Origin of the sequence: Escherichia sp. WS1450, assembly GCF_046487395.1 — a bacterium.
Classification (GTDB): Bacteria; Pseudomonadota; Gammaproteobacteria; order Enterobacterales; family Enterobacteriaceae; genus Escherichia; species Escherichia coli.
The window spans coordinates 136,277-159,573 of the sequence record NZ_JBJQJO010000006.1; the positions used below are offsets into that span (position 1 = coordinate 136,277).

Annotated in this window: 23 protein-coding genes and 1 pseudogene; 17 read left to right on the forward strand and 7 right to left on the reverse strand. The window is 50.9% G+C overall.

Translation table 11 applies throughout. The features are described 5' to 3' along the window. Nucleotides 1-88: 88 nt before the first annotated feature. A complete protein-coding gene (gene livJ / locus ACJHYR_RS09445) occupies nucleotides 89-1,192 on the forward strand; it encodes a branched chain amino acid ABC transporter substrate-binding protein LivJ (RefSeq protein WP_001021986.1) in 1,104 nt (367 codons plus the stop codon). A 199-nt stretch (nucleotides 1,193-1,391) separates the two neighbouring features. Here livJ and panM read toward each other — a convergent pair whose 3' ends face one another. Further along, entirely contained in the window at nucleotides 1,392-1,775 is a 384-nt protein-coding gene (gene panM, locus ACJHYR_RS09450) for an aspartate 1-decarboxylase autocleavage activator PanM (protein WP_000778800.1), read from the reverse strand. Between the two features lie 423 nt (nucleotides 1,776-2,198). On the opposite strand from panM, the gene livK reads away from it, so the two are divergent. The 10 genes from livK (at nucleotide 2,199) to ugpQ (ending at nucleotide 12,388) form a co-directional block, all read left to right on the forward strand. After that, nucleotides 2,199-3,308, forward strand: coding sequence for a high-affinity branched-chain amino acid ABC transporter substrate-binding protein LivK (gene livK, locus ACJHYR_RS09455; protein ID WP_001301528.1), 1,110 nt, complete (start codon nucleotides 2,199-2,201; stop codon nucleotides 3,306-3,308). A gap of 47 nt (nucleotides 3,309-3,355) precedes the next feature. After that, nucleotides 3,356-4,282 (forward strand): high-affinity branched-chain amino acid ABC transporter permease LivH, encoded by a 927-nt coding sequence (livH, locus tag ACJHYR_RS09460; RefSeq protein WP_001295097.1) that lies wholly within the window; start codon nucleotides 3,356-3,358, stop codon nucleotides 4,280-4,282. Further along, complete coding sequence (gene livM / locus ACJHYR_RS09465) at nucleotides 4,279-5,556, forward strand: branched chain amino acid ABC transporter permease LivM (protein ID WP_000803797.1); 1,278 nt, start codon at nucleotides 4,279-4,281, stop codon at nucleotides 5,554-5,556. Before livH ends, livM begins: the two co-directional genes overlap by 4 nt. Further along, entirely contained in the window at nucleotides 5,553-6,320 is a 768-nt protein-coding gene (livG, locus tag ACJHYR_RS09470; RefSeq protein WP_000082101.1) for a high-affinity branched-chain amino acid ABC transporter ATP-binding protein LivG, read from the forward strand. The genes livM and livG overlap by 4 nt, the downstream gene beginning before the upstream one ends. A 1-nt stretch (nucleotide 6,321) precedes the next feature. Continuing rightward, entirely contained in the window at nucleotides 6,322-7,035 is a 714-nt protein-coding gene (gene livF, locus ACJHYR_RS09475; RefSeq protein WP_000416895.1) for a high-affinity branched-chain amino acid ABC transporter ATP-binding protein LivF, read from the forward strand. 397 nt (nucleotides 7,036-7,432) lie between these two features. Continuing rightward, a complete protein-coding gene (ugpB, locus tag ACJHYR_RS09480) occupies nucleotides 7,433-8,749 on the forward strand; it encodes a sn-glycerol-3-phosphate ABC transporter substrate-binding protein UgpB (protein ID WP_000803197.1) in 1,317 nt (438 codons plus the stop codon). Between the two features lie 97 nt (nucleotides 8,750-8,846). After that, a complete protein-coding gene (gene ugpA, locus ACJHYR_RS09485) occupies nucleotides 8,847-9,734 on the forward strand; it encodes a sn-glycerol-3-phosphate ABC transporter permease UgpA (RefSeq protein WP_000099292.1) in 888 nt (295 codons plus the stop codon). Further along, the gene (gene ugpE, locus ACJHYR_RS09490) at nucleotides 9,731-10,576 is read left to right on the forward strand and encodes a sn-glycerol-3-phosphate ABC transporter permease UgpE (RefSeq protein ID WP_000572164.1); all 846 of its coding nucleotides are present in this window, start codon (nucleotides 9,731-9,733) and stop codon (nucleotides 10,574-10,576) included. Before ugpA ends, ugpE begins: the two co-directional genes overlap by 4 nt. 1 nt (nucleotide 10,577) lies before the next feature. Beyond that, a complete protein-coding gene (ugpC, locus tag ACJHYR_RS09495) occupies nucleotides 10,578-11,648 on the forward strand; it encodes a sn-glycerol 3-phosphate ABC transporter ATP binding protein UgpC (RefSeq protein WP_000907822.1) in 1,071 nt (356 codons plus the stop codon). Continuing rightward, nucleotides 11,645-12,388 (forward strand): glycerophosphodiester phosphodiesterase, encoded by a 744-nt coding sequence (ugpQ, locus tag ACJHYR_RS09500; RefSeq protein ID WP_000073563.1) that lies wholly within the window; start codon nucleotides 11,645-11,647, stop codon nucleotides 12,386-12,388. The genes ugpC and ugpQ overlap by 4 nt, the downstream gene beginning before the upstream one ends. On the opposite strand, the gene ACJHYR_RS09505 is transcribed toward ugpQ, so the two are convergent. Further along, complete coding sequence (locus ACJHYR_RS09505) at nucleotides 12,375-12,815, reverse strand: DUF2756 family protein (RefSeq protein WP_000825996.1); 441 nt, start codon at nucleotides 12,813-12,815, stop codon at nucleotides 12,375-12,377. The two genes, ugpQ and ACJHYR_RS09505, sit on opposite strands and share 14 nt — an antisense overlap. A 119-nt stretch (nucleotides 12,816-12,934) precedes the next feature. On the opposite strand from ACJHYR_RS09505, the gene ggt reads away from it, so the two are divergent. Then, complete coding sequence (gene ggt / locus ACJHYR_RS09510) at nucleotides 12,935-14,677, forward strand: gamma-glutamyltransferase (protein ID WP_059327743.1); 1,743 nt, start codon at nucleotides 12,935-12,937, stop codon at nucleotides 14,675-14,677. 37 nt (nucleotides 14,678-14,714) lie between these two features. Here the strand turns inward: ggt and ACJHYR_RS09515 are convergent, their stop codons facing one another. The 5 genes and pseudogenes from ACJHYR_RS09515 to yhhY form a co-directional block, all read right to left on the reverse strand. Continuing rightward, nucleotides 14,715-14,999 carry a YrhB family protein gene (locus ACJHYR_RS09515; protein WP_000634162.1) on the reverse strand — a complete coding sequence of 95 codons (285 nt, stop codon included), beginning with the start codon at nucleotides 14,997-14,999 and terminating at the stop codon, nucleotides 14,715-14,717. Nucleotides 15,000-15,240: 241 nt separating this feature from the next. Continuing rightward, a pseudogene (locus ACJHYR_RS09520) lies at nucleotides 15,241-15,354 on the reverse strand (hypothetical protein); the annotation flags it as partial. 94 nt (nucleotides 15,355-15,448) lie between these two features. Further along, nucleotides 15,449-15,943 (reverse strand): protein YrhA, encoded by a 495-nt coding sequence (yrhA, locus tag ACJHYR_RS09525; protein ID WP_059327744.1) that lies wholly within the window; start codon nucleotides 15,941-15,943, stop codon nucleotides 15,449-15,451. Next, nucleotides 15,940-17,118 (reverse strand): Hcp1 family type VI secretion system effector, encoded by a 1,179-nt coding sequence (tssD, locus tag ACJHYR_RS09530; protein ID WP_059327745.1) that lies wholly within the window; start codon nucleotides 17,116-17,118, stop codon nucleotides 15,940-15,942. The genes yrhA and tssD overlap by 4 nt, the downstream gene beginning before the upstream one ends. 235 nt (nucleotides 17,119-17,353) lie before the next feature. Continuing rightward, a complete protein-coding gene (gene yhhY, locus ACJHYR_RS09535) occupies nucleotides 17,354-17,842 on the reverse strand; it encodes an N-acetyltransferase (RefSeq protein WP_024211798.1) in 489 nt (162 codons plus the stop codon). A 333-nt stretch (nucleotides 17,843-18,175) separates the two neighbouring features. Here yhhY and ACJHYR_RS09540 point away from each other — a divergent pair, with 333 nt between their 5' ends. The 5 genes from ACJHYR_RS09540 (at nucleotide 18,176) to gntU (ending at nucleotide 23,260) form a co-directional block, all read left to right on the forward strand. Further along, nucleotides 18,176-19,213: an oxidoreductase gene (locus tag ACJHYR_RS09540; protein ID WP_001586360.1), complete on the forward strand. Its 1,038-nt coding sequence runs from the start codon at nucleotides 18,176-18,178 to the stop codon at nucleotides 19,211-19,213. Nucleotides 19,214-19,335: 122 nt separating this feature from the next. Next, nucleotides 19,336-20,031: a quercetin 2,3-dioxygenase gene (yhhW, locus tag ACJHYR_RS09545; RefSeq protein WP_000639821.1), complete on the forward strand. Its 696-nt coding sequence runs from the start codon at nucleotides 19,336-19,338 to the stop codon at nucleotides 20,029-20,031. A gap of 223 nt (nucleotides 20,032-20,254) precedes the next feature. Continuing rightward, complete coding sequence (gntR, locus tag ACJHYR_RS09550; protein WP_000730252.1) at nucleotides 20,255-21,250, forward strand: gluconate operon transcriptional repressor GntR; 996 nt, start codon at nucleotides 20,255-20,257, stop codon at nucleotides 21,248-21,250. A gap of 138 nt (nucleotides 21,251-21,388) precedes the next feature. Further along, nucleotides 21,389-21,916: a gluconokinase gene (gene gntK, locus ACJHYR_RS09555; protein WP_000108319.1), complete on the forward strand. Its 528-nt coding sequence runs from the start codon at nucleotides 21,389-21,391 to the stop codon at nucleotides 21,914-21,916. Between the two features lie 3 nt (nucleotides 21,917-21,919). Continuing rightward, nucleotides 21,920-23,260 (forward strand): gluconate transporter, encoded by a 1,341-nt coding sequence (gntU, locus tag ACJHYR_RS09560; RefSeq protein ID WP_000210111.1) that lies wholly within the window; start codon nucleotides 21,920-21,922, stop codon nucleotides 23,258-23,260. Nucleotides 23,261-23,297 lie beyond the last annotated feature (37 nt).

The following is a 23,297-nucleotide window of genomic DNA, read 5'->3' on the forward strand; positions in this document are numbered from 1 at the left end:
GCACGGGTAGTCATGCATAAAACGAAATAAAGTGCTGAACAACAACATCACAACACACGTAATAACCAGAAGAATGGGGATTCTCAGGATGAATATAAAGGGTAAAGCGTTACTGGCAGGATGTATCGCGCTGGCATTCAGCAATATGGCTCTGGCAGAAGATATTAAAGTCGCGGTCGTGGGCGCAATGTCCGGTCCGGTGGCCCAGTACGGTGACCAGGAGTTTACTGGTGCTGAGCAGGCGGTTGCGGATATCAATGCTAAAGGTGGTATCAAAGGCAACAAACTGCAAATCGTGAAATATGACGATGCCTGTGACCCGAAACAGGCGGTTGCGGTGGCGAACAAAGTCGTTAACGACGGCATTAAATATGTGATTGGTCACCTCTGTTCTTCATCAACGCAGCCAGCGTCAGACATCTATGAAGATGAAGGCATTTTAATGATCACCCCAGCGGCAACCGCGCCAGAGCTGACCGCTCGTGGCTATCAGCTGATCCTGCGCACTACCGGCCTGGACTCCGACCAGGGGCCGACGGCGGCGAAATATATTCTTGATAAAGTGAAACCGCAGCGTATTGCTATCGTCCACGACAAACAGCAATACGGCGAAGGTCTGGCGCGTGCGGTGCAGGACGGCCTGAAGAAAGGCAATGCTAACGTGGTGTTCTTTGATGGCATCACCGCCGGGGAAAAAGATTTCTCTACGCTGGTGGCGCGTCTGAAAAAAGAGAATATCGACTTCGTTTACTACGGCGGTTATCACCCGGAAATGGGGCAAATCCTGCGTCAGGCACGCGCGGCGGGGCTGAAAACTCAGTTTATGGGGCCGGAAGGCGTGGCTAACGTCTCGCTGTCTAACATTGCGGGCGAATCAGCGGAAGGGCTGCTGGTGACTAAGCCGAAGAACTACGATCAGGTTCCGGCGAACAAACCAATTGTTGACGCGATCAAAGCGAAGAAACAGGACCCAAGCGGCGCGTTCGTCTGGACCACCTACGCCGCGCTGCAATCTTTGCAGGCGGGTCTGAATCAGTCTGACGATCCGGCTGAAATCGCCAAATACCTGAAAGCGAACTCCGTGGATACGGTGATGGGGCCGCTGACCTGGGATGAGAAAGGCGATCTGAAAGGCTTTGAGTTCGGCGTATTTGACTGGCACGCCAACGGCACGGCGACCGATGCGAAGTAATCATTAATCGGCAACTTGGAGTTGCCGCCAAATTGCTAATATCGAGTACGTTGCTTCATGCCGGATGCGGCGTATACGCCTTATCCGGCCTACAAGATCCAAAGAAATCAGTAAATTGCAGCACACATTGTAGGCCTGATAAGCGTAGCGCATCAGGCAATTTCTCGTTGGTCGTCACTTTTGAAATCAAACTTGACGATTAACGCTTCTCCCAGCCGCCCTGTTGTGCCGTAAATCCCAGAGCCTGCATAAACGCTGTCATCACACCGCGATCTTCCACGCCAGCATCCGCCATCCACCAGCCTAAAACGCCAGGATTGGTACGCAAAACCTCTTCCAGCAGATATTGCCCCACACCGCGACGGCGGGTGACTTCCCGCACACGTAGAGAATCCAGTGCCCCCTCGGTGCCGCTTAAGGTTACCCGCACGGCCGCTAGGAGGCGCTCGTTAAAACGCGCGGCGTAGATACGGTGGTTATCGTCAACCTGTAAAGAGGAAGGGGAATACTCCGGCCAGATCTTTTGCAGGTCAATCCGGTCCTGGTCGCTAAAGTTTTCTAATCGAATGATGGTCAGCTTCATGGGTAACCCGTGTAAATCACAAAAGAGGAACCAGTGTAGCGAAATAATTTAATCGGAGGCTTTCTCTTTTTTATTTCTTTTGGCAGGTGATTAATTTTTTTTCAGCAATAATTACAAAGTTAAAACATTAGAGAATGAAAAATGTCCAGCATAATCCCCTGAATGGTAGTGAATTATTCTGCCCTTTGTTCCGTTATTTTATGCTGACAACGGTGCTTTTTTCTGTTTATCTATCAATTAATTCAGAATATTATCTGTTCTTAATCGACTGAAAAATAGGGATTTTAATCGCTATTATCACAAAATACTGCGCTAAACCCTTAATCAGACAGGTAAAAACAGCGCAGTATAAAAAAAGAACAGCCTGATTTGTTAACACATAAAAACAAAGCAACACAACATTACGAGTGGGGATTTTTGACTATGAAACGGAATGCGAAAACTATCATCGCAGGGATGATTGCACTGGCAATTTCACACACCGCTTTAGCCGACGATATTAAAGTTGCCGTTGTCGGCGCGATGTCCGGTCCGATTGCTCAGTGGGGCGATATGGAATTTAACGGCGCGCGTCAGGCCATTAAAGACATTAATGCCAAAGGGGGAATTAAGGGCGATAAGCTGGTGGGCGTGGAATATGACGACGCCTGCGATCCGAAACAAGCCGTTGCGGTCGCCAACAAAATCGTTAACGACGGCATTAAATACGTCATCGGCCATCTGTGTTCCTCCTCTACCCAGCCTGCTTCAGATATCTACGAAGACGAAGGTATTCTGATGATCTCGCCGGGAGCGACCAACCCGGAGCTGACCCAACGCGGTTATCAACACATCATGCGCACTGCCGGGCTGGACTCTTCCCAGGGGCCAACGGCGGCAAAATACATTCTTGAGACGGTGAAGCCCCAGCGCATCGCGATCATTCACGACAAACAACAGTATGGTGAAGGGCTGGCGCGTTCGGTGCAGGACGGATTGAAAGCAGCCAATGCCAACGTCGTTTTCTTCGACGGTATTACCGCCGGGGAGAAAGATTTCTCCGCGCTGATCGCCCGCCTGAAAAAAGAAAACATCGACTTCGTTTACTACGGCGGTTACTACCCGGAAATGGGGCAGATGCTGCGCCAGGCCCGTTCCGTTGGCCTGAAAACTCAGTTTATGGGGCCGGAAGGTGTGGGTAATGCGTCGTTGTCGAATATTGCTGGCGATGCTGCCGAAGGCATGTTGGTCACTATGCCAAAACGCTATGACCAGGATCCGGCAAACCAGGGCATTGTTGATGCGTTGAAAGCAGACAAGAAAGATCCGTCCGGGCCTTATGTCTGGATCACTTACGCGGCGGTGCAATCTCTGGCGACTGCCCTTGAGCGTACCGGCAGCGATGAGCCGCTGGCACTGGTGAAAGATTTAAAAGCTAACGGTGCGAACACCGTGATTGGGCCGCTGAACTGGGATGAAAAAGGCGATCTTAAGGGATTTGATTTTGGTGTCTTCCAGTGGCACGCCGACGGTTCATCCACGGCAGCCAAGTGATCATCCCACCGCCCGTGAAAAACGGGCGGGTTTAGAAAGGTTACCTTATGTCTGAGCAGTTTTTGTATTTCTTGCAGCAGATGTTTAACGGCGTCACGCTGGGCAGTACCTACGCGCTGATAGCCATCGGCTACACCATGGTTTACGGCATTATCGGCATGATCAACTTCGCCCACGGCGAGGTTTATATGATTGGTAGCTATGTCTCCTTTATGATCATCGCCGCACTGATGATGCTGGGCATTGATACCGGCTGGCTACTGGTGGCGGCGGGATTCGTCGGCGCAATCGTCATTGCCAGCGCCTACGGCTGGAGTATCGAACGGGTGGCCTATCGCCCGGTGCGTAACTCTAAGCGCCTGATTGCGCTCATTTCCGCAATCGGCATGTCCATCTTCCTGCAAAACTATGTCAGTCTGACCGAAGGTTCGCGCGACGTGGCGCTGCCCAGTCTGTTTAACGGTCAGTGGGTGGTGGGCCATAGCGAAAACTTCTCTGCCTCTATTACCACCATGCAGGCGGTGATATGGATTGTTACTTTCCTCGCCATGCTGGCGCTGACGATTTTCATTCGCTATTCCCGTATGGGGCGCGCCTGCCGTGCCTGCGCGGAAGATCTGAAAATGGCGAGCCTGCTTGGCATCAACACCGATCGGGTGATTGCGCTGACCTTTGTGATTGGCGCGGCGATGGCGGCGGTGGCGGGTGTGCTACTCGGTCAGTTCTACGGCGTCATTAACCCCTACATCGGCTTTATGGCCGGGATGAAAGCCTTTACCGCTGCGGTGCTCGGTGGGATTGGCAGCATTCCGGGAGCGATGATTGGCGGGCTGATCCTGGGGATTGCGGAGGCGCTCTCTTCTGCCTATCTGAGTACGGAATATAAAGATGTGGTCTCATTCGCCCTGCTGATTCTTGTGTTGCTGGTGATGCCGACCGGTATTCTGGGTCGCCCGGAGGTAGAGAAAGTATGAAACCGATGCATATTGCAATGGCGTTGCTCTCTGCCGCGATGTTCTTTGTCCTCGCTGGCGTCTTTATGGGCGTGCAACTGGAGCTGGATGGCACCAAACTGGTGGTCGACACGGCTTCAGACATCCGTTGGCAGTGGGTGTTTATCGGCACGGCGGTGGTCTTTTTCTTCCAGCTTTTGCGACCGGCTTTCCAGAAAGGGCTGAAAAGCGTTTCCGGACCGAAGTTTATTCTGCCCGCGATTGATGGCTCCACGGTGAAACAGAAACTGTTCCTCGTGGCGCTGTTGGTGCTTGCGGTGGCGTGGCCGTTTATGGTTTCACGCGGGACGGTGGATATTGCCACCCTGACCATGATCTACATTATCCTTGGCCTCGGGCTGAACGTGGTGGTAGGTCTTTCTGGTCTGCTGGTGCTGGGGTACGGCGGCTTTTACGCCATCGGCGCTTACACTTTTGCGCTGCTCAATCACTATTACGGTCTGGGCTTCTGGACCTGTCTGCCGATTGCCGGGTTAATGGCGGCGGCGGCGGGCTTCCTGCTCGGCTTTCCGGTGCTGCGTCTGCGCGGTGACTATCTGGCGATCGTTACCCTCGGTTTCGGCGAAATTGTGCGCATATTGCTGCTCAATAACACTGAAATCACTGGTGGCCCGAACGGAATTAGTCAGATCCCGAAACCGACTTTCTTCGGCCTCGAGTTCAGCCGTACCGCCCGCGAAGGCGGCTGGGACACGTTCAGTAATTTCTTTGGCCTGAAATACGATCCCTCCGATCGCGTTATCTTCCTGTACCTGGTGGCGTTGCTGCTGGTGGTATTAAGCCTGTTTGTCATTAACCGCCTGCTGCGGATGCCGCTGGGCCGTGCGTGGGAAGCGTTGCGTGAAGACGAGATCGCCTGCCGTTCGCTGGGCTTAAGCCCGCGTCGTATCAAGCTGACTGCCTTTACCATTAGCGCTGCGTTTGCCGGTTTTGCCGGAACGCTGTTTGCTGCGCGTCAGGGCTTTGTCAGCCCGGAATCCTTCACCTTTGCCGAATCGGCGTTTGTGCTGGCGATAGTGGTGCTTGGCGGTATGGGCTCGCAATTTGCGGTAATTCTGGCGGCAATTTTGCTGGTGGTGTCGCGCGAATTGATGCGTGATTTCAACGAATACAGCATGTTAATGCTCGGTGGTTTGATGGTGCTGATGATGATCTGGCGTCCGCAGGGCTTGCTGCCCATGACGCGCCCGCAACTGAAGCTGAAAAACGGCGCAGCGAAAGGAGAGCAGGCATGAGTCAGCCATTATTATCCGTTAACGGCCTGATGATGCGCTTCGGCGGCCTGCTGGCGGTGAACAACGTCAATCTTGAACTGTACCCGCAGGAGATCGTCTCGTTAATCGGACCTAACGGTGCCGGAAAAACCACGGTCTTCAACTGCCTGACTGGATTCTATAAACCCACCGGCGGCACTATTTTACTGCGCGATCAGCATCTGGAAGGTTTACCGGGGCAGCAAATTGCCCGCATGGGCGTGGTGCGTACCTTCCAGCATGTGCGTCTGTTCCGTGAAATGACGGTAATTGAAAACCTGCTGGTGGCACAGCATCAGCAACTGAAAACCGGGCTGTTCTCCGGCCTGTTGAAAACGCCTTCTTTCCGTCGCGCCCAGAGCGAAGCGCTCGACCGCGCCGCTACCTGGCTTGAGCGCATTGGTTTGCTGGAACATGCCAACCGTCAGGCGAGTAACCTGGCCTATGGTGACCAGCGTCGTCTGGAGATTGCCCGCTGCATGGTGACGCAGCCGGAGATTTTAATGCTCGACGAACCTGCGGCAGGTCTTAACCCGAAAGAGACGAAAGAGCTGGATGAGCTGATTGCCGAACTGCGCAATCATCACAACACCACTATCTTGTTAATTGAACACGATATGAAGCTGGTGATGGGAATTTCGGACCGAATTTACGTGGTCAATCAGGGGACGCCACTGGCAAACGGTACGCCGGAGCAAATCCGTAATAACCCGGACGTGATCCGTGCCTATTTAGGTGAGGCATAAGATGGAAAAAGTCATGTTGTCCTTTGACAAAGTCAGCGCCCACTACGGCAAAATCCAGGCGCTGCATGAGGTGAGCCTGCATATCAATCAGGGCGAGATTGTCACCCTTATTGGCGCGAACGGGGCGGGGAAAACCACCTTGCTCGGCACATTATGCGGCGACCCGCGCGCCACCAGCGGGCGAATTGTGTTTGATGATAAAGACATTACCGACTGGCAGACGGCGAAAATCATGCGCGAAGCGGTGGCGATTGTCCCGGAAGGGCGTCGTGTTTTCTCGCGGATGACGGTGGAAGAGAACCTGGCGATGGGCGGTTTTTTTGCTGAACGTGACCAGTTCCAGGAACGCATAAAGTGGGTGTATGAACTGTTTCCGCGTCTCCATGAACGCCGTGTTCAGCGGGCGGGCACCATGTCCGGCGGTGAGCAGCAGATGCTGGCGATTGGTCGCGCGCTGATGAGCAACCCGCGTTTATTGTTGCTTGATGAGCCATCGCTCGGTCTTGCGCCGATTATCATCCAGCAAATTTTCGACACCATCGAGCAGCTGCGTGAGCAGGGGATGACCATCTTCCTCGTCGAGCAGAACGCCAACCAGGCGCTAAAGCTGGCGGATCGCGGCTACGTGCTGGAAAACGGTCATGTAGTGCTCTCCGATACCGGCGACGCGCTGCTGGCGAATGAAGCGGTGAGAAGTGCGTATTTAGGCGGGTAATAACACGTTGATTGATAAGGAGTCAAAAGACTCCTTTGAGACAGGTTACAAATGTAAAATTGCCTGATGCGCTGCGCTTATCAGGCCTACTGGGTGAGTTGCAATATATTGAATTTGCACGATCTTGTAGGCCGGATAAGGCGTTTACGCCGCATCCGGCATGAAACGATGAGCAATCTGTAGAGTTTGATTCAGACCTTCTATTTTTCCCGCTTATCCGTGCCCCATCTCCCATTTTCCCTCACCCGTACCGTCACCGCCTTGTCATCTTTCTGACACCTTACTATCTTACAAATGTAACAAAAAAGTTATTTTTCTGTAATTCGAGCATGTCATGTTACCCCGCGAGCATAAAACGCGTGAATTCGCGCATTCGGTACAACAAGAGAGATAAACGATGAAACCGTTACATTATACAGCTTCAGCACTGGCGCTCGGACTGGCGTTAATGGGGAATGCACAGGCAGTGACGACCATTCCGTTCTGGCATTCTATGGAAGGGGAACTGGGTAAAGAGGTGGATTCTCTGGCCCAACGTTTTAACGCCGAAAACCCGGATTACAAAATTGTACCGACCTATAAAGGCAACTACGAACAGAATTTAAGCGCGGGGATTGCCGCATTTCGTACCGGCAACGCGCCTGCTATTTTGCAGGTTTATGAAGTTGGCACCGCCACCATGATGGCGTCGAAAGCCATTAAACCAGTATATGACGTGTTTAAAGAGGCGGGGATTCAGTTCGATGAGTCGCAGTTTGTGCCGACGGTTTCAGGTTACTACTCCGACAGCAAAACCGGCCACTTACTCTCCCAGCCGTTCAACAGCTCGACTCCCGTTCTCTATTACAACAAAGACGCCTTCAAGAAAGCCGGTTTAGACCCGGAACAGCCGCCGAAAACCTGGCAGGATCTGGCGGACTATGCCGCGAAACTGAAAGCCTCCGGTATGAAGTGCGGCTACGCCAGCGGCTGGCAGGGCTGGATCCAACTGGAAAACTTTAGCGCCTGGAACGGTCTGCCGTTTGCCAGCAAAAACAACGGCTTTGACGGCACAGACGCGGTGCTGGAGTTCAACAAGCCGGAGCAGGTGAAACACATCACTATGCTCGAAGAGATGAACAAGAAGGGCGATTTCAGCTACGTCGGGCGTAAGGATGAATCCACTGAGAAGTTCTATAACGGTGATTGCGCGATGACCACTGCCTCTTCCGGTTCTCTTGCCAACATTCGCGAGTACGCCAAATTTAACTACGGCGTAGGCATGATGCCTTACGACGCCGATGCGAAAGATGCACCGCAAAATGCCATTATCGGTGGAGCCAGCCTGTGGGTAATGCAGGGTAAAGATAAAGAAACTTATACGGGTGTGGCGAAGTTCCTCGACTTCCTCGCGAAGCCAGAAAACGCTGCCGAGTGGCATCAGAAAACTGGTTATCTGCCAATCACCAAAGCGGCGTATGACCTGACCCGTGAGCAGGGCTTTTATGAGAAAAACCCAGGGGCGGATACCGCGACGCGTCAGATGCTGAACAAGCCGCCGTTGCCGTTCACCAAAGGGTTGCGTCTGGGCAATATGCCGCAGATCCGCGTGATTGTGGATGAAGAGCTGGAGAGCGTGTGGACCGGTAAGAAGACGCCACAGCAGGCGCTGGATACTGCCGTTGAGCGTGGAAATCAGTTGCTGCGCCGTTTTGAGAAATCGACGAAGTCTTAATCAGTGTAATGTCGGATGCGTTTCGCTTATCTGACCTGGCATCGCGTGTAGGCCGGATAAGCGAAGCGCATCCGGCACAGTTCAGGAATTAACCGTAATGTCATCATCCCGTCCGGTGTTCCGCTCGCGCTGGCTGCCTTATTTGCTGGTCGCGCCGCAGCTCATCATCACCGTTATCTTTTTTATCTGGCCTGCGGGCGAAGCGTTGTGGTACTCGCTACAAAGCGTCGATCCGTTTGGTTTCTCCAGCCAGTTTGTCGGCCTGGATAACTTCGTCACGTTGTTTCATGACAGCTACTATCTCGACTCCTTCTGGACGACGATAAAATTCAGCACCTTTGTCACCGTCAGCGGTTTGCTGGTATCGCTGTTCTTCGCAGCGCTGGTGGAGTACATCGTGCGCGGCAGCCGTTTATATCAAACCTTAATGCTGCTGCCGTATGCCGTGGCTCCCGCCGTTGCCGCCGTATTATGGATCTTCCTGTTTAACCCCGGTCGCGGGCTGATCACCCATTTTCTCGCTGAGTTCGGCTACGACTGGAACCACGCGCAAAACAGCGGTCAGGCGATGTTTCTGGTGGTGTTTGCCTCGGTGTGGAAGCAAATTAGCTACAACTTCCTGTTCTTCTATGCCGCGCTGCAATCCATACCCCGTTCGTTGATCGAAGCCGCAGCCATCGACGGTGCAGGCCCGATTCGCCGCTTCTTTAAGATTGCGCTGCCGCTTATCGCTCCGGTGAGTTTCTTCCTGCTGGTGGTGAACCTGGTATACGCCTTCTTCGACACCTTCCCGGTGATCGACGCCGCCACGTCCGGCGGGCCGGTTCAGGCCACCACGACGCTGATTTATAAGATTTACCGCGAAGGCTTTACCGGACTGGATCTGGCTTCGTCTGCCGCGCAGTCGGTGGTGTTGATGTTCCTCGTCATCGTGCTGACGGTGGTGCAGTTCCGCTATGTTGAAAGCAAGGTGCGTTACCAATGATTGAGAACCGTCCGTGGCTGACAATATTCAGCCATACCATGCTGATCCTCGGGATCGCGGTGATCCTCTTCCCGCTGTACGTGGCGTTTGTCGCGGCGACGCTGGATAAACAGGCCGTCTACGCCGCGCCGATGACGCTCATCCCCGGCACGCATCTGCTGGAAAATATCCACAACATCTGGGTAAACGGGGTAGGTACGAATAGCGCGCCGTTCTGGCGGATGTTGCTTAACAGCTTTGTGATGGCGTTCAGCATTACGCTCGGCAAAATTACCGTCTCGATGCTCTCGGCATTTGCCATTGTCTGGTTTCGTTTTCCGCTGCGTAACCTCTTCTTCTGGATGATTTTTATCACTCTGATGTTGCCGGTTGAAGTGCGTATTTTCCCGACGGTGGAAGTCATCGCCAATCTGAAGATGCTCGACAGCTACGCCGGCTTAACGCTGCCGCTGATGGCCTCGGCGACCGCCACCTTCCTGTTCCGCCAGTTCTTTATGACGCTGCCGGATGAGCTGGTGGAAGCCGCGCGGATCGACGGCGCATCACCCATGCGTTTCTTTTGCGACATCGTTTTTCCGCTGTCCAAAACCAATCTGGCGGCGCTGTTTGTGATCACCTTTATCTACGGCTGGAACCAGTATTTGTGGCCGTTGTTGATTATTACCGATGTGGATCTCGGCACCACCGTGGCAGGGATTAAAGGGATGATCGCCACTGGCGAAGGCACCACGGAATGGAACTCGGTGATGGCGGCGATGTTGTTAACGCTGATCCCTCCGGTGGTGATTGTTTTAGTGATGCAGCGTGCCTTCGTGCGCGGCCTGGTCGATAGTGAGAAATAAGATGGCAGGACTGAAATTACAGGCAGTAACCAAAAGCTGGGATGGCAAAACCCAGGTCATTAAACCGCTGACCCTTGATGTGGCGGATGGCGAATTTATCGTGATGGTCGGGCCGTCTGGCTGCGGGAAATCGACGTTATTGCGAATGGTGGCCGGACTGGAGCGGGTAACGACGGGCGATATCTGGATCGACCGCAAGCGTGTCACCGAAATGGAGCCGAAAGATCGCGGGATTGCGATGGTGTTCCAGAACTACGCGCTCTATCCGCATATGAGCGTAGAGGAGAATATGGCGTGGGGGCTGAAAATTCGCGGCATGGGCAAGCAACAAATTGCCGAACGTGTTAAAGAAGCGGCGCGCATTCTGGAGCTGGACGGCCTGCTTAAGCGCCGCCCGCGTGAGCTATCTGGCGGTCAGCGTCAGCGTGTGGCGATGGGGCGTGCGATTGTGCGTGAGCCGGCAGTGTTCCTGTTTGATGAGCCGCTCTCTAACCTCGATGCCAAGTTGCGTGTGCAGATGCGTCTTGAACTGCAACAGCTGCACCGTCGCCTGAAAACGACTTCACTCTACGTTACCCACGATCAGGTTGAGGCGATGACGCTCGCCCAGCGAGTAATGGTGATGAACGGCGGCGTTGCCGAACAGATTGGCACGCCAGTTGAAGTGTACGAAAAGCCCGCCAGCCTGTTTGTGGCGAGTTTTATCGGCAGTCCGGCGATGAATCTGCTGGCAGGGCGTGTGAATAACGAAGGTACGCATTTCGAACTGGACGGCGGTATCGCGCTGCCGCTAAACGGTGGCTACCGTCAGTATGCTGGACGTAAAATGACTCTCGGCATTCGCCCGGAACATATTACGCTACGTTCGCAGGCTGAAGGTGGCGTGCCGCTGGTGATGGACACGCTGGAGATCCTCGGCGCAGATAACCTGGCGCACGGACGCTGGGGCGAACAGAAGCTGGTGGTGCGACTGGCGCATCAGGAGCGCCCGACGGCAGGCAGCACGCTGTGGCTGCATCTGCCGGAAAATCAGCTACATCTTTTTGATGGTGAAACAGGACAACGAGTATGAGTAACTGGCCTTATCCCCGCATCGTCGCCCATCGTGGCGGCGGTAAACTGGCCCCGGAGAACACCCTGGCAGCAATCGACGTCGGGGCAAAATACGGTCATAAGATGATCGAATTTGACGCGAAGTTATCGAAAGATGGCGAGATCTTCCTGCTCCATGACGACAATCTTGAACGCACCAGCAACGGCTGGGGCGTCGCGGGCGATCTGAACTGGCAGGATTTACTGCGCGTGGATGCAGGCAGTTGGTACAGCAAAGCGTTTAAAGGTGAGCCGCTACCGTTGCTTTCGCAGGTGGCGGAACGCTGTCGCGAACACGGGATGATGGCGAATATCGAAATCAAACCCACCACTGGCACCGGGCCATTAACGGGCAAAATGGTGGCGCTGGCGGCACGCGAACTGTGGGCCGATATGACGCCGCCGCTGCTGTCATCGTTTGAGATTGATGCTTTAGAAGCTGCACAACAGGCTGCACCGGAACTGCCGCGCGGTTTGTTGTTGGATGAGTGGCGCGACGACTGGCGAGAACTGACCGCGCGACTGGGCTGCGTCTCTATTCATCTCAATCATAAGTTGCTTGATAAAGCGCGAGTGATGCAGTTGAAAGACGCCGGATTACGGATTCTGGTTTATACCGTCAATAAACCCCAGCGCGCGGCAGAGTTGCTGCGCTGGGGCGTGGATTGCATCTGCACCGATGCGATTGACGTGATTGGTCCGAACTTTACGGCCCAATAGTTTTCAACGGTATATCAGGCTGCGGCGTGCTGGGCTGATTCAGCATGTCGCCGTTTCTCCTCTCCGGCAACATATGCTGCTGATTCAACGAACTATCCGGATTACGGTTGCTGTTTAACATCCCGCCGTTGGTATTGGGCAGCATTTGCTGCCGGGCGGGATTTCGCTCCCCCGGCTGTGACTGCAACACCCGCTGAGAATTATTGTTTATCTGGTTTTCTAAATGCTGTTGTTGCAACTGAGTTTGCGTTTTCAGTTGCTGATTCAGCATCCCTTTTTGCTGGATTTGCTGCGTCTGCATTTGAGTCTGCATCCGCTGCTGACTGGGGATCTGATACCCCGGCTGGTTAGGGTTGTTCAGAGTATTAATGGGCTGTGCAAAGCCGACAAACGGCAGGAGTGCCGTAAGAATCAGAAGTCGTTTCATCGCGTATCCTCCTCTGAAGATATTCTTTAAGTTTACTCCTTTCCTGCAATCATCAGGATTAATTCAGAGTTATATACCAGGCTTAGCTGGGGTCGCCCCTTAATCTCTGGAGAATAACGATGATAAAACCGACGTTTTTACGCCGGGTGGCCATTGCTGCTCTGCTCTCAGGAAGTTGTTTTAGCGCCGCCGCCGCGCCTCCTCCGCCACCTGTTTCTTATGGCGTGGAGGACGATGTCTTTCATCCGGTACGCGCGAAACAGGGGATGGTGGCGTCTGTAGATGCTACTGCCACTCAGGTGGGGGTGGATATCCTCAAGGAGGGTGGGAATGCCGTTGATGCCGCCGTGGCGGTGGGCTACGCGCTGGCGGTAACGCATCCGCAGGCAGGGAATCTGGGCGGTGGTGGTTTTATGCTGATCCGCTCGAAAAATGGCAATACCACCGCTATCGATTTCCGCGAAATGGCACCCGCCAAAGCGACCCGCGATATGTTCCTCGATGACCAGGGCAACCCGGACAGCAAAAAATCACTCACTTCGCATCTGGCCTCCGGTACGCCAGGTACGGTCGCAGGTTTCTCGCTGGCGCTGGAGAAGTACGGCACCATGCCGTTAAATAAAGTGGTGCAGCCGGCGTTTAAACTGGCACGCGATGGTTTTATCGTTAATGACGCGCTGGCTGACGATCTCAAAACCTACGGTAGCGAAGTGTTGCCGAATCACGAAAACAGCAAGGCTATCTTCTGGAAAGAGGGCGCGCCGCTGAAAAAGGGCGACAAGCTGGTGCAGGCGAACCTGGCAAAGAGCCTGGAGATGATTGCCGAAAACGGCCCGGACGAATTCTACAAAGGCACGATAGCGGAACAGATTGCCCAGGAGATGCAGAAAAACGGTGGCTTGATCACTAAAGAAGATTTAGCGGCGTATAAAGCGGTCGAACGTACACCGATTAGCGGCGATTATCGCGGGTATCAGGTTTACTCCATGCCACCGCCATCTTCCGGCGGGATCCATATCGTACAAATCCTCAATATTCTGGAAAACTTCGATATGAAGAAATACGGCTTTGGCAGCGCCGACGCGATGCAAATCATGGCAGAAGCTGAGAAATATGCCTACGCCGACCGCTCGGAATATCTTGGCGACCCGGATTTTGTCAAAGTTCCGTGGCAGGCGCTGACCAATAAAGCCTATGCCAAATCTATTGCCGATCAAATCGATATCAATAAAGCGAAGCCATCCAGCGAAATTCGCCCCGGCAAGCTTGCGCCTTATGAGAGTAATCAAACTACCCATTACTCAGTGGTGGATAAAGACGGCAACGCGGTAGCGGTGACCTATACGCTGAACACCACCTTCGGGACGGGCATTGTCGCGGGCGAGAGCGGTATTCTGCTTAATAACCAGATGGATGATTTCTCCGCCAAACCTGGCGTACCGAACGTTTACGGGCTGGTGGGTGGTGACGCCAACGCGGTCGGGCCGAATAAACGCCCGCTGTCGTCGATGTCCCCAACCATTGTGGTGAAAGACGGTAAAACCTGGTTAGTGACTGGTAGCCCAGGCGGTAGCCGGATCATCACTACCGTGCTGCAAATGGTGGTGAACAGCATCGATTATGGTATGAATGTCGCCGAAGCGACCAATGCACCGCGTTTCCACCATCAGTGGTTGCCGGACGAACTGCGCGTCGAGAAAGGATTTAGCCCGGATACGCTCAAGCTGCTGGAAGAAAAAGGTCAGAAAGTAGCGCTGAAAGAGGCGATGGGCAGCACACAAAGCATTATGGTTGGGCCGGACGGCGAGTTGTACGGCGCATCCGATCCGCGCTCGGTGGATGATTTAACGGCGGGGTATTAAGGTTAGCGGCCCTCTTCGTGGGAAGAGGGCCGTATTGTCAGGGCAAGCCGAAGGTAGCCTTTTTTATTTCATAATCCTGTAGATATTCTTCCAGCGGCTTTGCCGTTCCAAGGGAATGAATTTCACCACTGTCTTTATCAATAATAAAAGGTGCGTTACCGGCTAAGCGCGCGGCCTCATCACCAGATTCAAGAAATTCTTGTGATTCGAAACAGAAATACCAGCCCTGGCTAAAACGTCCATGCAGAGTGATGACGACAGGGAGATCTGCATCATCAAGGTAATGGTTCGCTTTCGCGAATGCGTCGTGATAAGTAATCATAATTATAATAAATATTATTGTTGAACGTTATATTATTATTCTTGCGTTATACTTTGAGAAAAGGCGTGTTCATCTTCGTCAAAGATATTATTAAATGCTGGTTTTGAAAAAAGTTCATCGGATAATATACAGTCACGAAATAAGTATCTGCTAATATTTTGTGATTTCTTTTTCAGAACGTCGAACGGGATTTTCTTATTTAAGATATCAGAATCTTATGATTCGGGTGAAATTCTAACTAAATCAACATGTCACTAAAATCATCATAGCCATTAGCTATTTCGGCTAAAATAGAGATTACATGTCTTCGGTCCATCTCACTTAAGGAGTGTAGTTCCGTTGTAAGTTTTTCCATAGCTTGCATTGCTAAGTTTCGAACAAGGAATTTTCTGCTGGTAATCTCTAAAAAGATGGCATGGTTTACAATGATTTTTGTTATCTTTTGATTATTATGAACAACTGTCCATGATTTCGTTTAAGAATGAAGAGAAATCACTAAACGAACTGAATATATTTTCGGTGTCAATATTATCTCTAATTTCAAAAAAGTTATTTTTAATGTCATAAGTAAATATTGAAATGCTATCATCCCCGATCACTAACCGTTCTTGTAGATCAGGGTTTATGAAATCATCATTATTTCTATAAAATTCATTTACGGTAAAAAGGTTTTTAACTGAAGGTTCTGGAATCGAGAGGCTAAATAATCGTAATCCATTAACTTCGAATCCATCCATTGCTCTTAAAAAAGTAAGATAATCAGGTTGATTCTTAAAAAGAATACTAACTTCATTACATAACTTCTCCAGGCAATTAGTTGAATTAGAATTAAATTCTATTTGGATTATACTTTCAATAAATGATTCCTTGAGCGGTGCTTCAAATGGATAGTCTAAATCATTCATCATTTTTTTTAATTTATTTATTTGGGTTTTAGTCATCATTTTGTGGGTTCCATAATATTTTTCATGGGAGGATAAATTGAGCCAGATGGAATGGCCCAGGGAGTGATTTTGCTTTCACCTACTAATATTCCCTTAGCTATTCGTGATTGCATGTTAGTAAAAACTTTATGATATGGTTCGTTTTCGATTAATACTAAATTTTCGAAATCATTAGTACCACCATCATCTAGAGATAGTTTATGGTGAACATTATAATTTAGAGGAACATTGCCCTTTCTCATTCTTAAAAGGTCTTCGGCGTTGAATCTTCCAGATGCTTCGGAGGTTTTTGCAAGTTTGATAAGAAAATTTTTTCTTACAGTTTTATTAAACTCCTTTCGTAAGTTAGCTAAGTCTTTTGAAGGTCTCTTAATGTATATTATTTCTATTATGTCTATACCATCAAGAAGTTTTTGTTGACCTCTAAGTTTGCCTAAATAACTATTTATTTCTGTATATGTATCAACATTAGAACGCTTTGTTAAAAGAATAGATGCTGTTGCTATCGCTATGCCCGCTGTTTTTTCATTTAGTATTTGATCATAGCCTTTTATTGCATCTCCACCCAGTTTTTCCGCAGTATCTCTGAATCCTTCAATGTTCCCATTGTATACGCCACCAGCAGCAAGTAGCCTGCCAATAGCTTTGCTGTTTAACGTTTTGAAACGATTATTTGTTTGGTTTTTTGAATTTGGTAAAAACAAACGGTTATAATTTTCAGGGAGTGCCAAATAGCTGAACTCGGTATTTGCGATAAGATGTTGACAGAGGATAAATTCATAACTAACAGTTATTGTTTCTGTATCCAGTTGATTTTCAATGATCTGATGATGAATAGCCGATAAAAAAGCGCCTCTTAGTTGTATATAATAATACTTTTCCCATCTACCAAATCTATTGATTCTATAAAAGTCAAATTCCATAAATAATTGCTCATTATTGTTAATGGAATTAATAAGTAATGGAGTGCTTTTATCAATTAATTTACAAAATGTCATACCCTGTAACTGTGAACCAAGTCCCGTATTAGTAATTCTATTTGCGAGTGAGAATGTAAATATTTCATCCTCATGCCCACTCTGCCAGCGATTACCTATAGATTCAGTAGTCCCACAACCTGCGGAGATGTTTCCTTGTTGTTCTCCCGTTACTGTCAGGTAAACAATATTACTCATCCCTGAAAAGTCCTTTTATGGCATGCTATTTTATTAATGGCACTATTATGCTTGTTAATTGTTATTTATTTACTCCAGGAAATTGTAGGCGTATATATTAATAATAAAATATTACACTTTAGGACGTAATTATGAGGTAAATCTCAATATATTTATTGGGCAAATAAATACATTAAAGGAAGATATGCCGATTTTGAATGACGCCCTTTTTCCATCTCAGAAAAAGGGCACTATCTTACTTCACCCGTGCCATATAATACGCATCGACATATTCACCATTACGTAATGCGTACTTTTTGCCAGTCCCTTCAATCTCAAAGCCGAATTTTTTATAGACCTTAATTGCTGGCGCGTTATCGACGAACACCGTTAGCTCAATACGATCTACCCGCAACCAGTTGTCGCACATTTCAATCATCTCTCGCATCAGGGCGCTGGCGACGCCGTGATTCTTCCAGCGGGCGTCGACACAGATACCAAAATCGGCAACATGACTGCGGCGCGGGCGTTGTTGCACGTCAATGGTGAGATGTCCTACGACGATTCCATCAATACAGGCGACTAACTGCTTGATGCCGGGACGATCGGCGAGTCGCTCCTGCCACATATGATCGGAAGGATGAGGCACCTGTAGTGTGTTGCAATACACCTCCGGCTGGGCGTGAATCTGCCTGATGGCCTCGTAATCGCGCGTTTCAGCATGGCGTATCACTATCTCACTCATTCCTTTGTCCTCTTTGGGGTAAATGTCCCTTTCAACATCATTGACTTTCAAATGCGAGTCAAATGCATTTTTTTGCAAAAAGTGTTGGACAAGTGCGAATGAGAATGATTATTATTGTCTCGCGATCAGGAAGACCCTCGCGGAGAACCTGAAAGCACGACATTGCTCACATTGCTTCCAGTATTACTTAGCCAGCCGGGTGCTGGCTTTTTTTTTGATCTTTCGTTTTCAATTTATCCACGGGAAGTGCTTGTGTTCGTTATGCGCACTCCAGTAGGAACCACGTCCGCTTTGCGCTAAGGTATAAATAACCACCTTAAAAAGGACGAAATCATGGTCATCAACTGCGCCTTTATTGGCTTCGGCAAAAGCACCACCCGTTACCATCTGCCGTATGTACTTAACCGCAAGGATAGCTGGCATGTCGCGCATATTTTTCGCCGCCATGCGAAGCCGGAAGAACAGGCTCCCATTTACTCTCATATCCATTTCACCAGCGATCTCGACGAAGTGCTAAACGATCCCGATGTTAAGCTGGTTGTCGTCTGCACCCACGCGGATAGTCATTTCGAATACGCGAAACGCGCGCTGGAAGCCGGGAAAAATGTGCTGGTCGAAAAACCGTTTACTCCGACAATTGCGCAGGCGAAAGAGCTGTTTGCGCTGGCGAAAAGCAAAGGGCTGACCGTCACGCCGTATCAGAATCGTCGCTTTGATTCCTGCTTCCTGACGGCGAAAAGAGCGATTGAAAGCGGTAAGCTGGGAGAGATTGTTGAAGTGGAAAGCCATTTTGACTATTACCGCCCGGTGGCAGAAACCAAACCTGGGTTGCCGCAGGATGGCGCGTTCTATGGCCTTGGTGTGCATACGATGGACCAGATTATTTCTCTGTTCGGTCGCCCGGATCACGTCGCTTATGACATCCGCAGCCTGCGCAATAAAGCCAATCCTGACGACACCTTTGAAGCGCAACTGTTTTATGGCGACCTGAAAGCCATCGTCAAAACCAGCCATCTGGTGAAAATCGATTATCCGAAATTTATCGTTCACGGTAAGAAAGGTTCGTTTATTAAATACGGTATCGACCAGCAGGAAACCAGCCTCAAGGCTAATATTATGCCGGGCGAACCGGGATTCGCGGCGGATGATTCGGTCGGTGTGCTGGAGTATGTCAATGACGAGGGTGTGACGGTCAGAGAAGAGATGAAGCCGGAGATGGGCGATTACGGGCGCGTTTATGATGCGTTGTATCAAACCATCACCAACGGTGCGCCAAATTACGTCAAGGAATCTGAAGTTCTTACCAATCTGGAAATCCTTGAACGAGGATTTGAGCAAGCCTCTCCCTCCACAGTGACTCTCGCGAAGTAAGTTTGATGGCCCCTCGAATAGTTCAATTTTTTTGAACAGAGGGGGCAATTTTCACCCTCTATCATCCCAGGCGGATCGGGTCCACACTAAGCCCATCGAAATCATTCAGGGGGCGAATAAAAATGATCTACTTACGCAAAGCAAATGAACGTGGTCATGCAAATCATGGCTGGCTGGACTCCTGGCATACTTTCTCTTTTGCCAACTATTACGATCCGAACTTTATGGGCTTCTCCGCGCTGCGCGTGATTAACGACGACGTGATTGAAGCAGGGCAGGGCTTCGGCACTCACCCGCATAAAGATATGGAAATTTTGACCTACGTGCTGGAAGGTACTGTTGAGCATCAGGACAGCATGGGCAATAAAGAGCAGGTTCCGGCGGGTGAGTTCCAGATTATGAGTGCGGGTACGGGTATTCGTCACTCAGAGTACAACCCAAGCAGCACCGAGCGTCTGCATCTGTATCAGATCTGGATCATGCCTGAAGAAAACGGTATTACGCCGCGTTATGAACAGCGTCGCTTCGATGCCGTACAGGGCAAACAGCTGGTGCTCTCGCCGGATGCGCGTGATGGTTCGCTGAAAGTGTATCAGGATATGGAACTGTACCGCTGGGCGCTGGTAAAAGATGAGCAGTCGGTGCATCAGATTGCCGCTGAACGCCGCGTCTGGATTCAGGTGGTGAAAGGCAATGTCACCATTAACGGCGTGAAAGCCTCGACCAGCGATGGTCTGGCAATCTGGGATGAGCAGGCAATCTCCATTCATGCGGATAGCGACAGCGAAGTGTTACTGTTCGATCTGCCGCCGGTTTAAAACTCAACGGCATCTTTGAAGCCTGCCTTTTTGCAGGCTTCCTCACTCGCTCCGGTCGCGTGCTGATGTACGCTTCCGGGGTTTTGCCGCGTCGTTAGCACAATGCGATGCAATTGATTTAGTGTATATCTAATAATTGTAAACAAGCACTGTTTTCCCCGGGAAGGTTCTGATGCGTCCGTGTTAAACTAAGAGAATCTATCTCTTTTGTACCTTCAGGACGATGAAAAAGAAAAGACCCGTACTTCAGGATGTGGCTGACCGTGTAGGCGTGACCAAAATGACGGTCAGCCGTTTTTTACGCAACCCGGAGCAGGTTTCCGTCGCTCTACGCGGCAAGATTGCCGCCGCTCTTGATGAACTGGGTTATATTCCCAATCGCGCGCCCGATATCCTCTCTAATGCCACCAGCCGGGCGATTGGCGTCCTGTTACCTTCTCTCACCAACCAGGTTTTCGCGGAAGTATTACGCGGAATCGAAAGCGTCACCGACGCGCACGGTTATCAAACTATGCTGGCGCACTACGGTTATAAACCGGAAATGGAGCAAGAACGCCTCGAATCAATGCTCTCATGGAATATCGATGGACTGATCCTCACCGAACGTACCCACACGCCACGCACCTTAAAGATGATTGAAGTGGCGGGGATTCCGGTGGTGGAGTTGATGGACAGCAAGTCGCCGTGCCTCGATATTGCCGTCGGTTTTGATAACTTTGAAGCGGCACGCCAGATGACCACCGCCATTATTGCTCGCGGGCATCGCCACATTGCCTATCTCGGCGCACGTCTCGACGAACGTACTATCATCAAACAGAAGGGATACGAACAGGCGATGCTGGATGCAGGCCTGGTGCCGTATAGCGTGATGGTTGAGCAATCTTCTTCTTACTCTTCCGGTATTGAACTGATTCGCCAGGCGAGGCGGGAATATCCGCAGCTGGATGGCGTGTTCTGTACTAATGATGACCTGGCGGTCGGCGCGGCGTTTGAATGCCAGCGTCTGGGGTTGAAAGTTCCTGACGATATGGCGATTGCCGGTTTCCACGGTCATGATATTGGTCAGGTGATGGAGCCACGACTGGCGAGCGTGCTGACGCCGCGTGAGCGGATGGGCAGTATTGGCGCTGAACGCCTGCTGGCGCGTATTCGTGGCGAATCTGTGACACCGAAAATGTTAGATTTAGGTTTCACCTTGTCACCGGGCGGATCTATTTAAGCCCACAAATTTGAAGTAGCTCACACTTATACACTTAAGGCACGGATGGATATTGCTTCTGATATTGTCCGGCCGGACAATGTTACCGATAACAGTTACCCGTAACATTTTTATTTCTTGTATTGTGGGGGCACCACTTTGAGCACGACTAACCATGATCACCACATTTACGTCTTGATGGGCGTATCGGGCAGCGGCAAATCTGCGGTCGCCAGTGAAGTGGCGCATCAACTTCATGCCGCGTTTCTTGATGGCGATTTCCTCCATCCGCGCTGCAATATCGAAAAAATGGCGTCTGGCGAACCGCTGAATGACGACGATCGCAAACCGTGGTTGCAGGCGCTGAACGACGCCGCGTTTGCTATGCAGCGCACTAATAAAGTGTCGCTGATTGTCTGTTCTGCACTGAAAAAACACTATCGCGACCTGCTACGCGCGGGTAATCCGAATCTCTCTTTCATCTACCTGAAAGGCGATTTTGATGTGATTGAAAGCCGCCTGAAAGCGCGCAAAGGCCATTTCTTTAAAACCCAAATGTTGGTGACGCAGTTTGAAACGCTGCAGGAGCCGGGTGCGGACGAAACCGATGTACTGGTGGTAGATATCGATCAACCGCTGGAAGGTGTTGTGGCAAGCACCATTGAGGTTATTAAAAAAGGCAAATAAGTAGTGACTACATTAACGCTTGTTTTAACAGCAGTAGGGTCTGTTTTACTGCTGCTGTTTTTAGTCATGAAGGCGCGTATGCACGCTTTCCTGGCTTTGATGGTGGTGTCCATGGGGGCTGGCCTTTTTTCCGGTATGCCGCTCGATAAAATCGCAGCGACGATGGAAAAAGGGATGGGAGGCACCCTCGGCTTCCTGGCGGTGGTTGTCGCCCTGGGAGCTATGTTTGGCAAGATCTTACATGAAACTGGCGCAGTCGATCAGATTGCCGTCAAAATGCTCAAATCCTTCGGTCACAGCCGAGCACATTATGCCATCGGCCTTGCGGGGCTGGTTTGTGCGCTACCGCTGTTCTTTGAAGTGGCGATTGTTCTGCTGATTAGCGTTGCTTTCTCAATGGCGCGCCACACCGGTACGAACCTGGTGAAACTGGTAATCCCATTATTCGCAGGCGTGGCGGCCGCGGCTGCGTTCCTGGTACCGGGGCCAGCGCCAATGCTGCTGGCATCGCAGATGAACGCCGACTTTGGCTGGATGATCCTGATTGGCCTGTGTGCGGCAATTCCGGGAATGATTATTGCCGGGCCGCTGTGGGGTAATTTCATCAGCCGCTACGTGGAGTTGCATATTCCTGACGACATCAGCGAACCGCATCTCGGCGAAGGCAAAATGCCATCTTTCGGATTCAGCCTGTCGCTGATCCTGTTGCCGCTGGTGCTGGTAGGGCTGAAAACCATTGCCGCGCGTTTTGTGCCAGAAGGCTCTACCGCTTACGAATGGTTCGAGTTTATTGGTCATCCGTTTACCGCGATTCTGGTTGCTTGTCTGGTAGCGATTTATGGCCTGGCAATGCGTCAGGGCATGCCAAAAGACAAAGTGATGGAGATTTGCGGTCACGCGCTGCAACCGGCGGGGATCATTCTGCTGGTGATTGGTGCAGGCGGCGTGTTCAAACAGGTGCTGGTTGACTCTGGCGTAGGTCCGGCACTGGGCGAAGCGTTAACCGGCATGGGCCTGCCGATTGCCATCACCTGCTTTGTGCTGGCTGCGGCGGTGCGTATCATTCAGGGTTCTGCCACCGTTGCCTGTTTAACGGCGGTGGGACTGGTGATGCCGGTTATTGAACAACTGAACTACTCCGGTGCGCAAATGGCGGCGCTGTCGATTTGTATCGCCGGTGGTTCGATTGTTGTCAGCCACGTTAACGACGCCGGTTTCTGGTTGTTCGGTAAATTTACCGGCGCGACCGAAGCCGAAACGCTGAAAACCTGGACCATGATGGAAACCATCCTCGGCACTGTTGGTGCCATCGTTGGGATGATTGCTTTCCAGCTGTTGAGTTAAGTTTGTTCGCCCGGTAGTTGTGACGCTACCGGGCTCT

What these genes read in the sequence shown, in the direction of transcription:
- livJ (WP_001021986.1), top strand. Translation starts at nt 89, where the DNA reads ATGAATATAAAGGGTAAAGCGTTACTGGCAGGATGTATCGCGCTGGCA.
- panM (WP_000778800.1), bottom strand. Translation starts at nt 1,775, where the DNA reads ATGAAGCTGACCATCATTCGATTAGAAAACTTTAGCGACCAGGACCGG.
- livK (WP_001301528.1), top strand. Translation starts at nt 2,199, where the DNA reads ATGAAACGGAATGCGAAAACTATCATCGCAGGGATGATTGCACTGGCA.
- livH (WP_001295097.1), top strand. Translation starts at nt 3,356, where the DNA reads ATGTCTGAGCAGTTTTTGTATTTCTTGCAGCAGATGTTTAACGGCGTC.
- livM (WP_000803797.1), top strand. Translation starts at nt 4,279, where the DNA reads ATGAAACCGATGCATATTGCAATGGCGTTGCTCTCTGCCGCGATGTTC.
- livG (WP_000082101.1), top strand. Translation starts at nt 5,553, where the DNA reads ATGAGTCAGCCATTATTATCCGTTAACGGCCTGATGATGCGCTTCGGC.
- livF (WP_000416895.1), top strand. Translation starts at nt 6,322, where the DNA reads ATGGAAAAAGTCATGTTGTCCTTTGACAAAGTCAGCGCCCACTACGGC.
- ugpB (WP_000803197.1), top strand. Translation starts at nt 7,433, where the DNA reads ATGAAACCGTTACATTATACAGCTTCAGCACTGGCGCTCGGACTGGCG.
- ugpA (WP_000099292.1), top strand. Translation starts at nt 8,847, where the DNA reads ATGTCATCATCCCGTCCGGTGTTCCGCTCGCGCTGGCTGCCTTATTTG.
- ugpE (WP_000572164.1), top strand. Translation starts at nt 9,731, where the DNA reads ATGATTGAGAACCGTCCGTGGCTGACAATATTCAGCCATACCATGCTG.
- ugpC (WP_000907822.1), top strand. Translation starts at nt 10,578, where the DNA reads ATGGCAGGACTGAAATTACAGGCAGTAACCAAAAGCTGGGATGGCAAA.
- ugpQ (WP_000073563.1), top strand. Translation starts at nt 11,645, where the DNA reads ATGAGTAACTGGCCTTATCCCCGCATCGTCGCCCATCGTGGCGGCGGT.
- ACJHYR_RS09505 (WP_000825996.1), bottom strand. Translation starts at nt 12,815, where the DNA reads ATGAAACGACTTCTGATTCTTACGGCACTCCTGCCGTTTGTCGGCTTT.
- ggt (WP_059327743.1), top strand. Translation starts at nt 12,935, where the DNA reads ATGATAAAACCGACGTTTTTACGCCGGGTGGCCATTGCTGCTCTGCTC.
- ACJHYR_RS09515 (WP_000634162.1), bottom strand. Translation starts at nt 14,999, where the DNA reads ATGATTACTTATCACGACGCATTCGCGAAAGCGAACCATTACCTTGAT.
- yrhA (WP_059327744.1), bottom strand. Translation starts at nt 15,943, where the DNA reads ATGATGACTAAAACCCAAATAAATAAATTAAAAAAAATGATGAATGAT.
- tssD (WP_059327745.1), bottom strand. Translation starts at nt 17,118, where the DNA reads ATGAGTAATATTGTTTACCTGACAGTAACGGGAGAACAACAAGGAAAC.
- yhhY (WP_024211798.1), bottom strand. Translation starts at nt 17,842, where the DNA reads ATGAGTGAGATAGTGATACGCCATGCTGAAACGCGCGATTACGAGGCC.
- ACJHYR_RS09540 (WP_001586360.1), top strand. Translation starts at nt 18,176, where the DNA reads ATGGTCATCAACTGCGCCTTTATTGGCTTCGGCAAAAGCACCACCCGT.
- yhhW (WP_000639821.1), top strand. Translation starts at nt 19,336, where the DNA reads ATGATCTACTTACGCAAAGCAAATGAACGTGGTCATGCAAATCATGGC.
- gntR (WP_000730252.1), top strand. Translation starts at nt 20,255, where the DNA reads ATGAAAAAGAAAAGACCCGTACTTCAGGATGTGGCTGACCGTGTAGGC.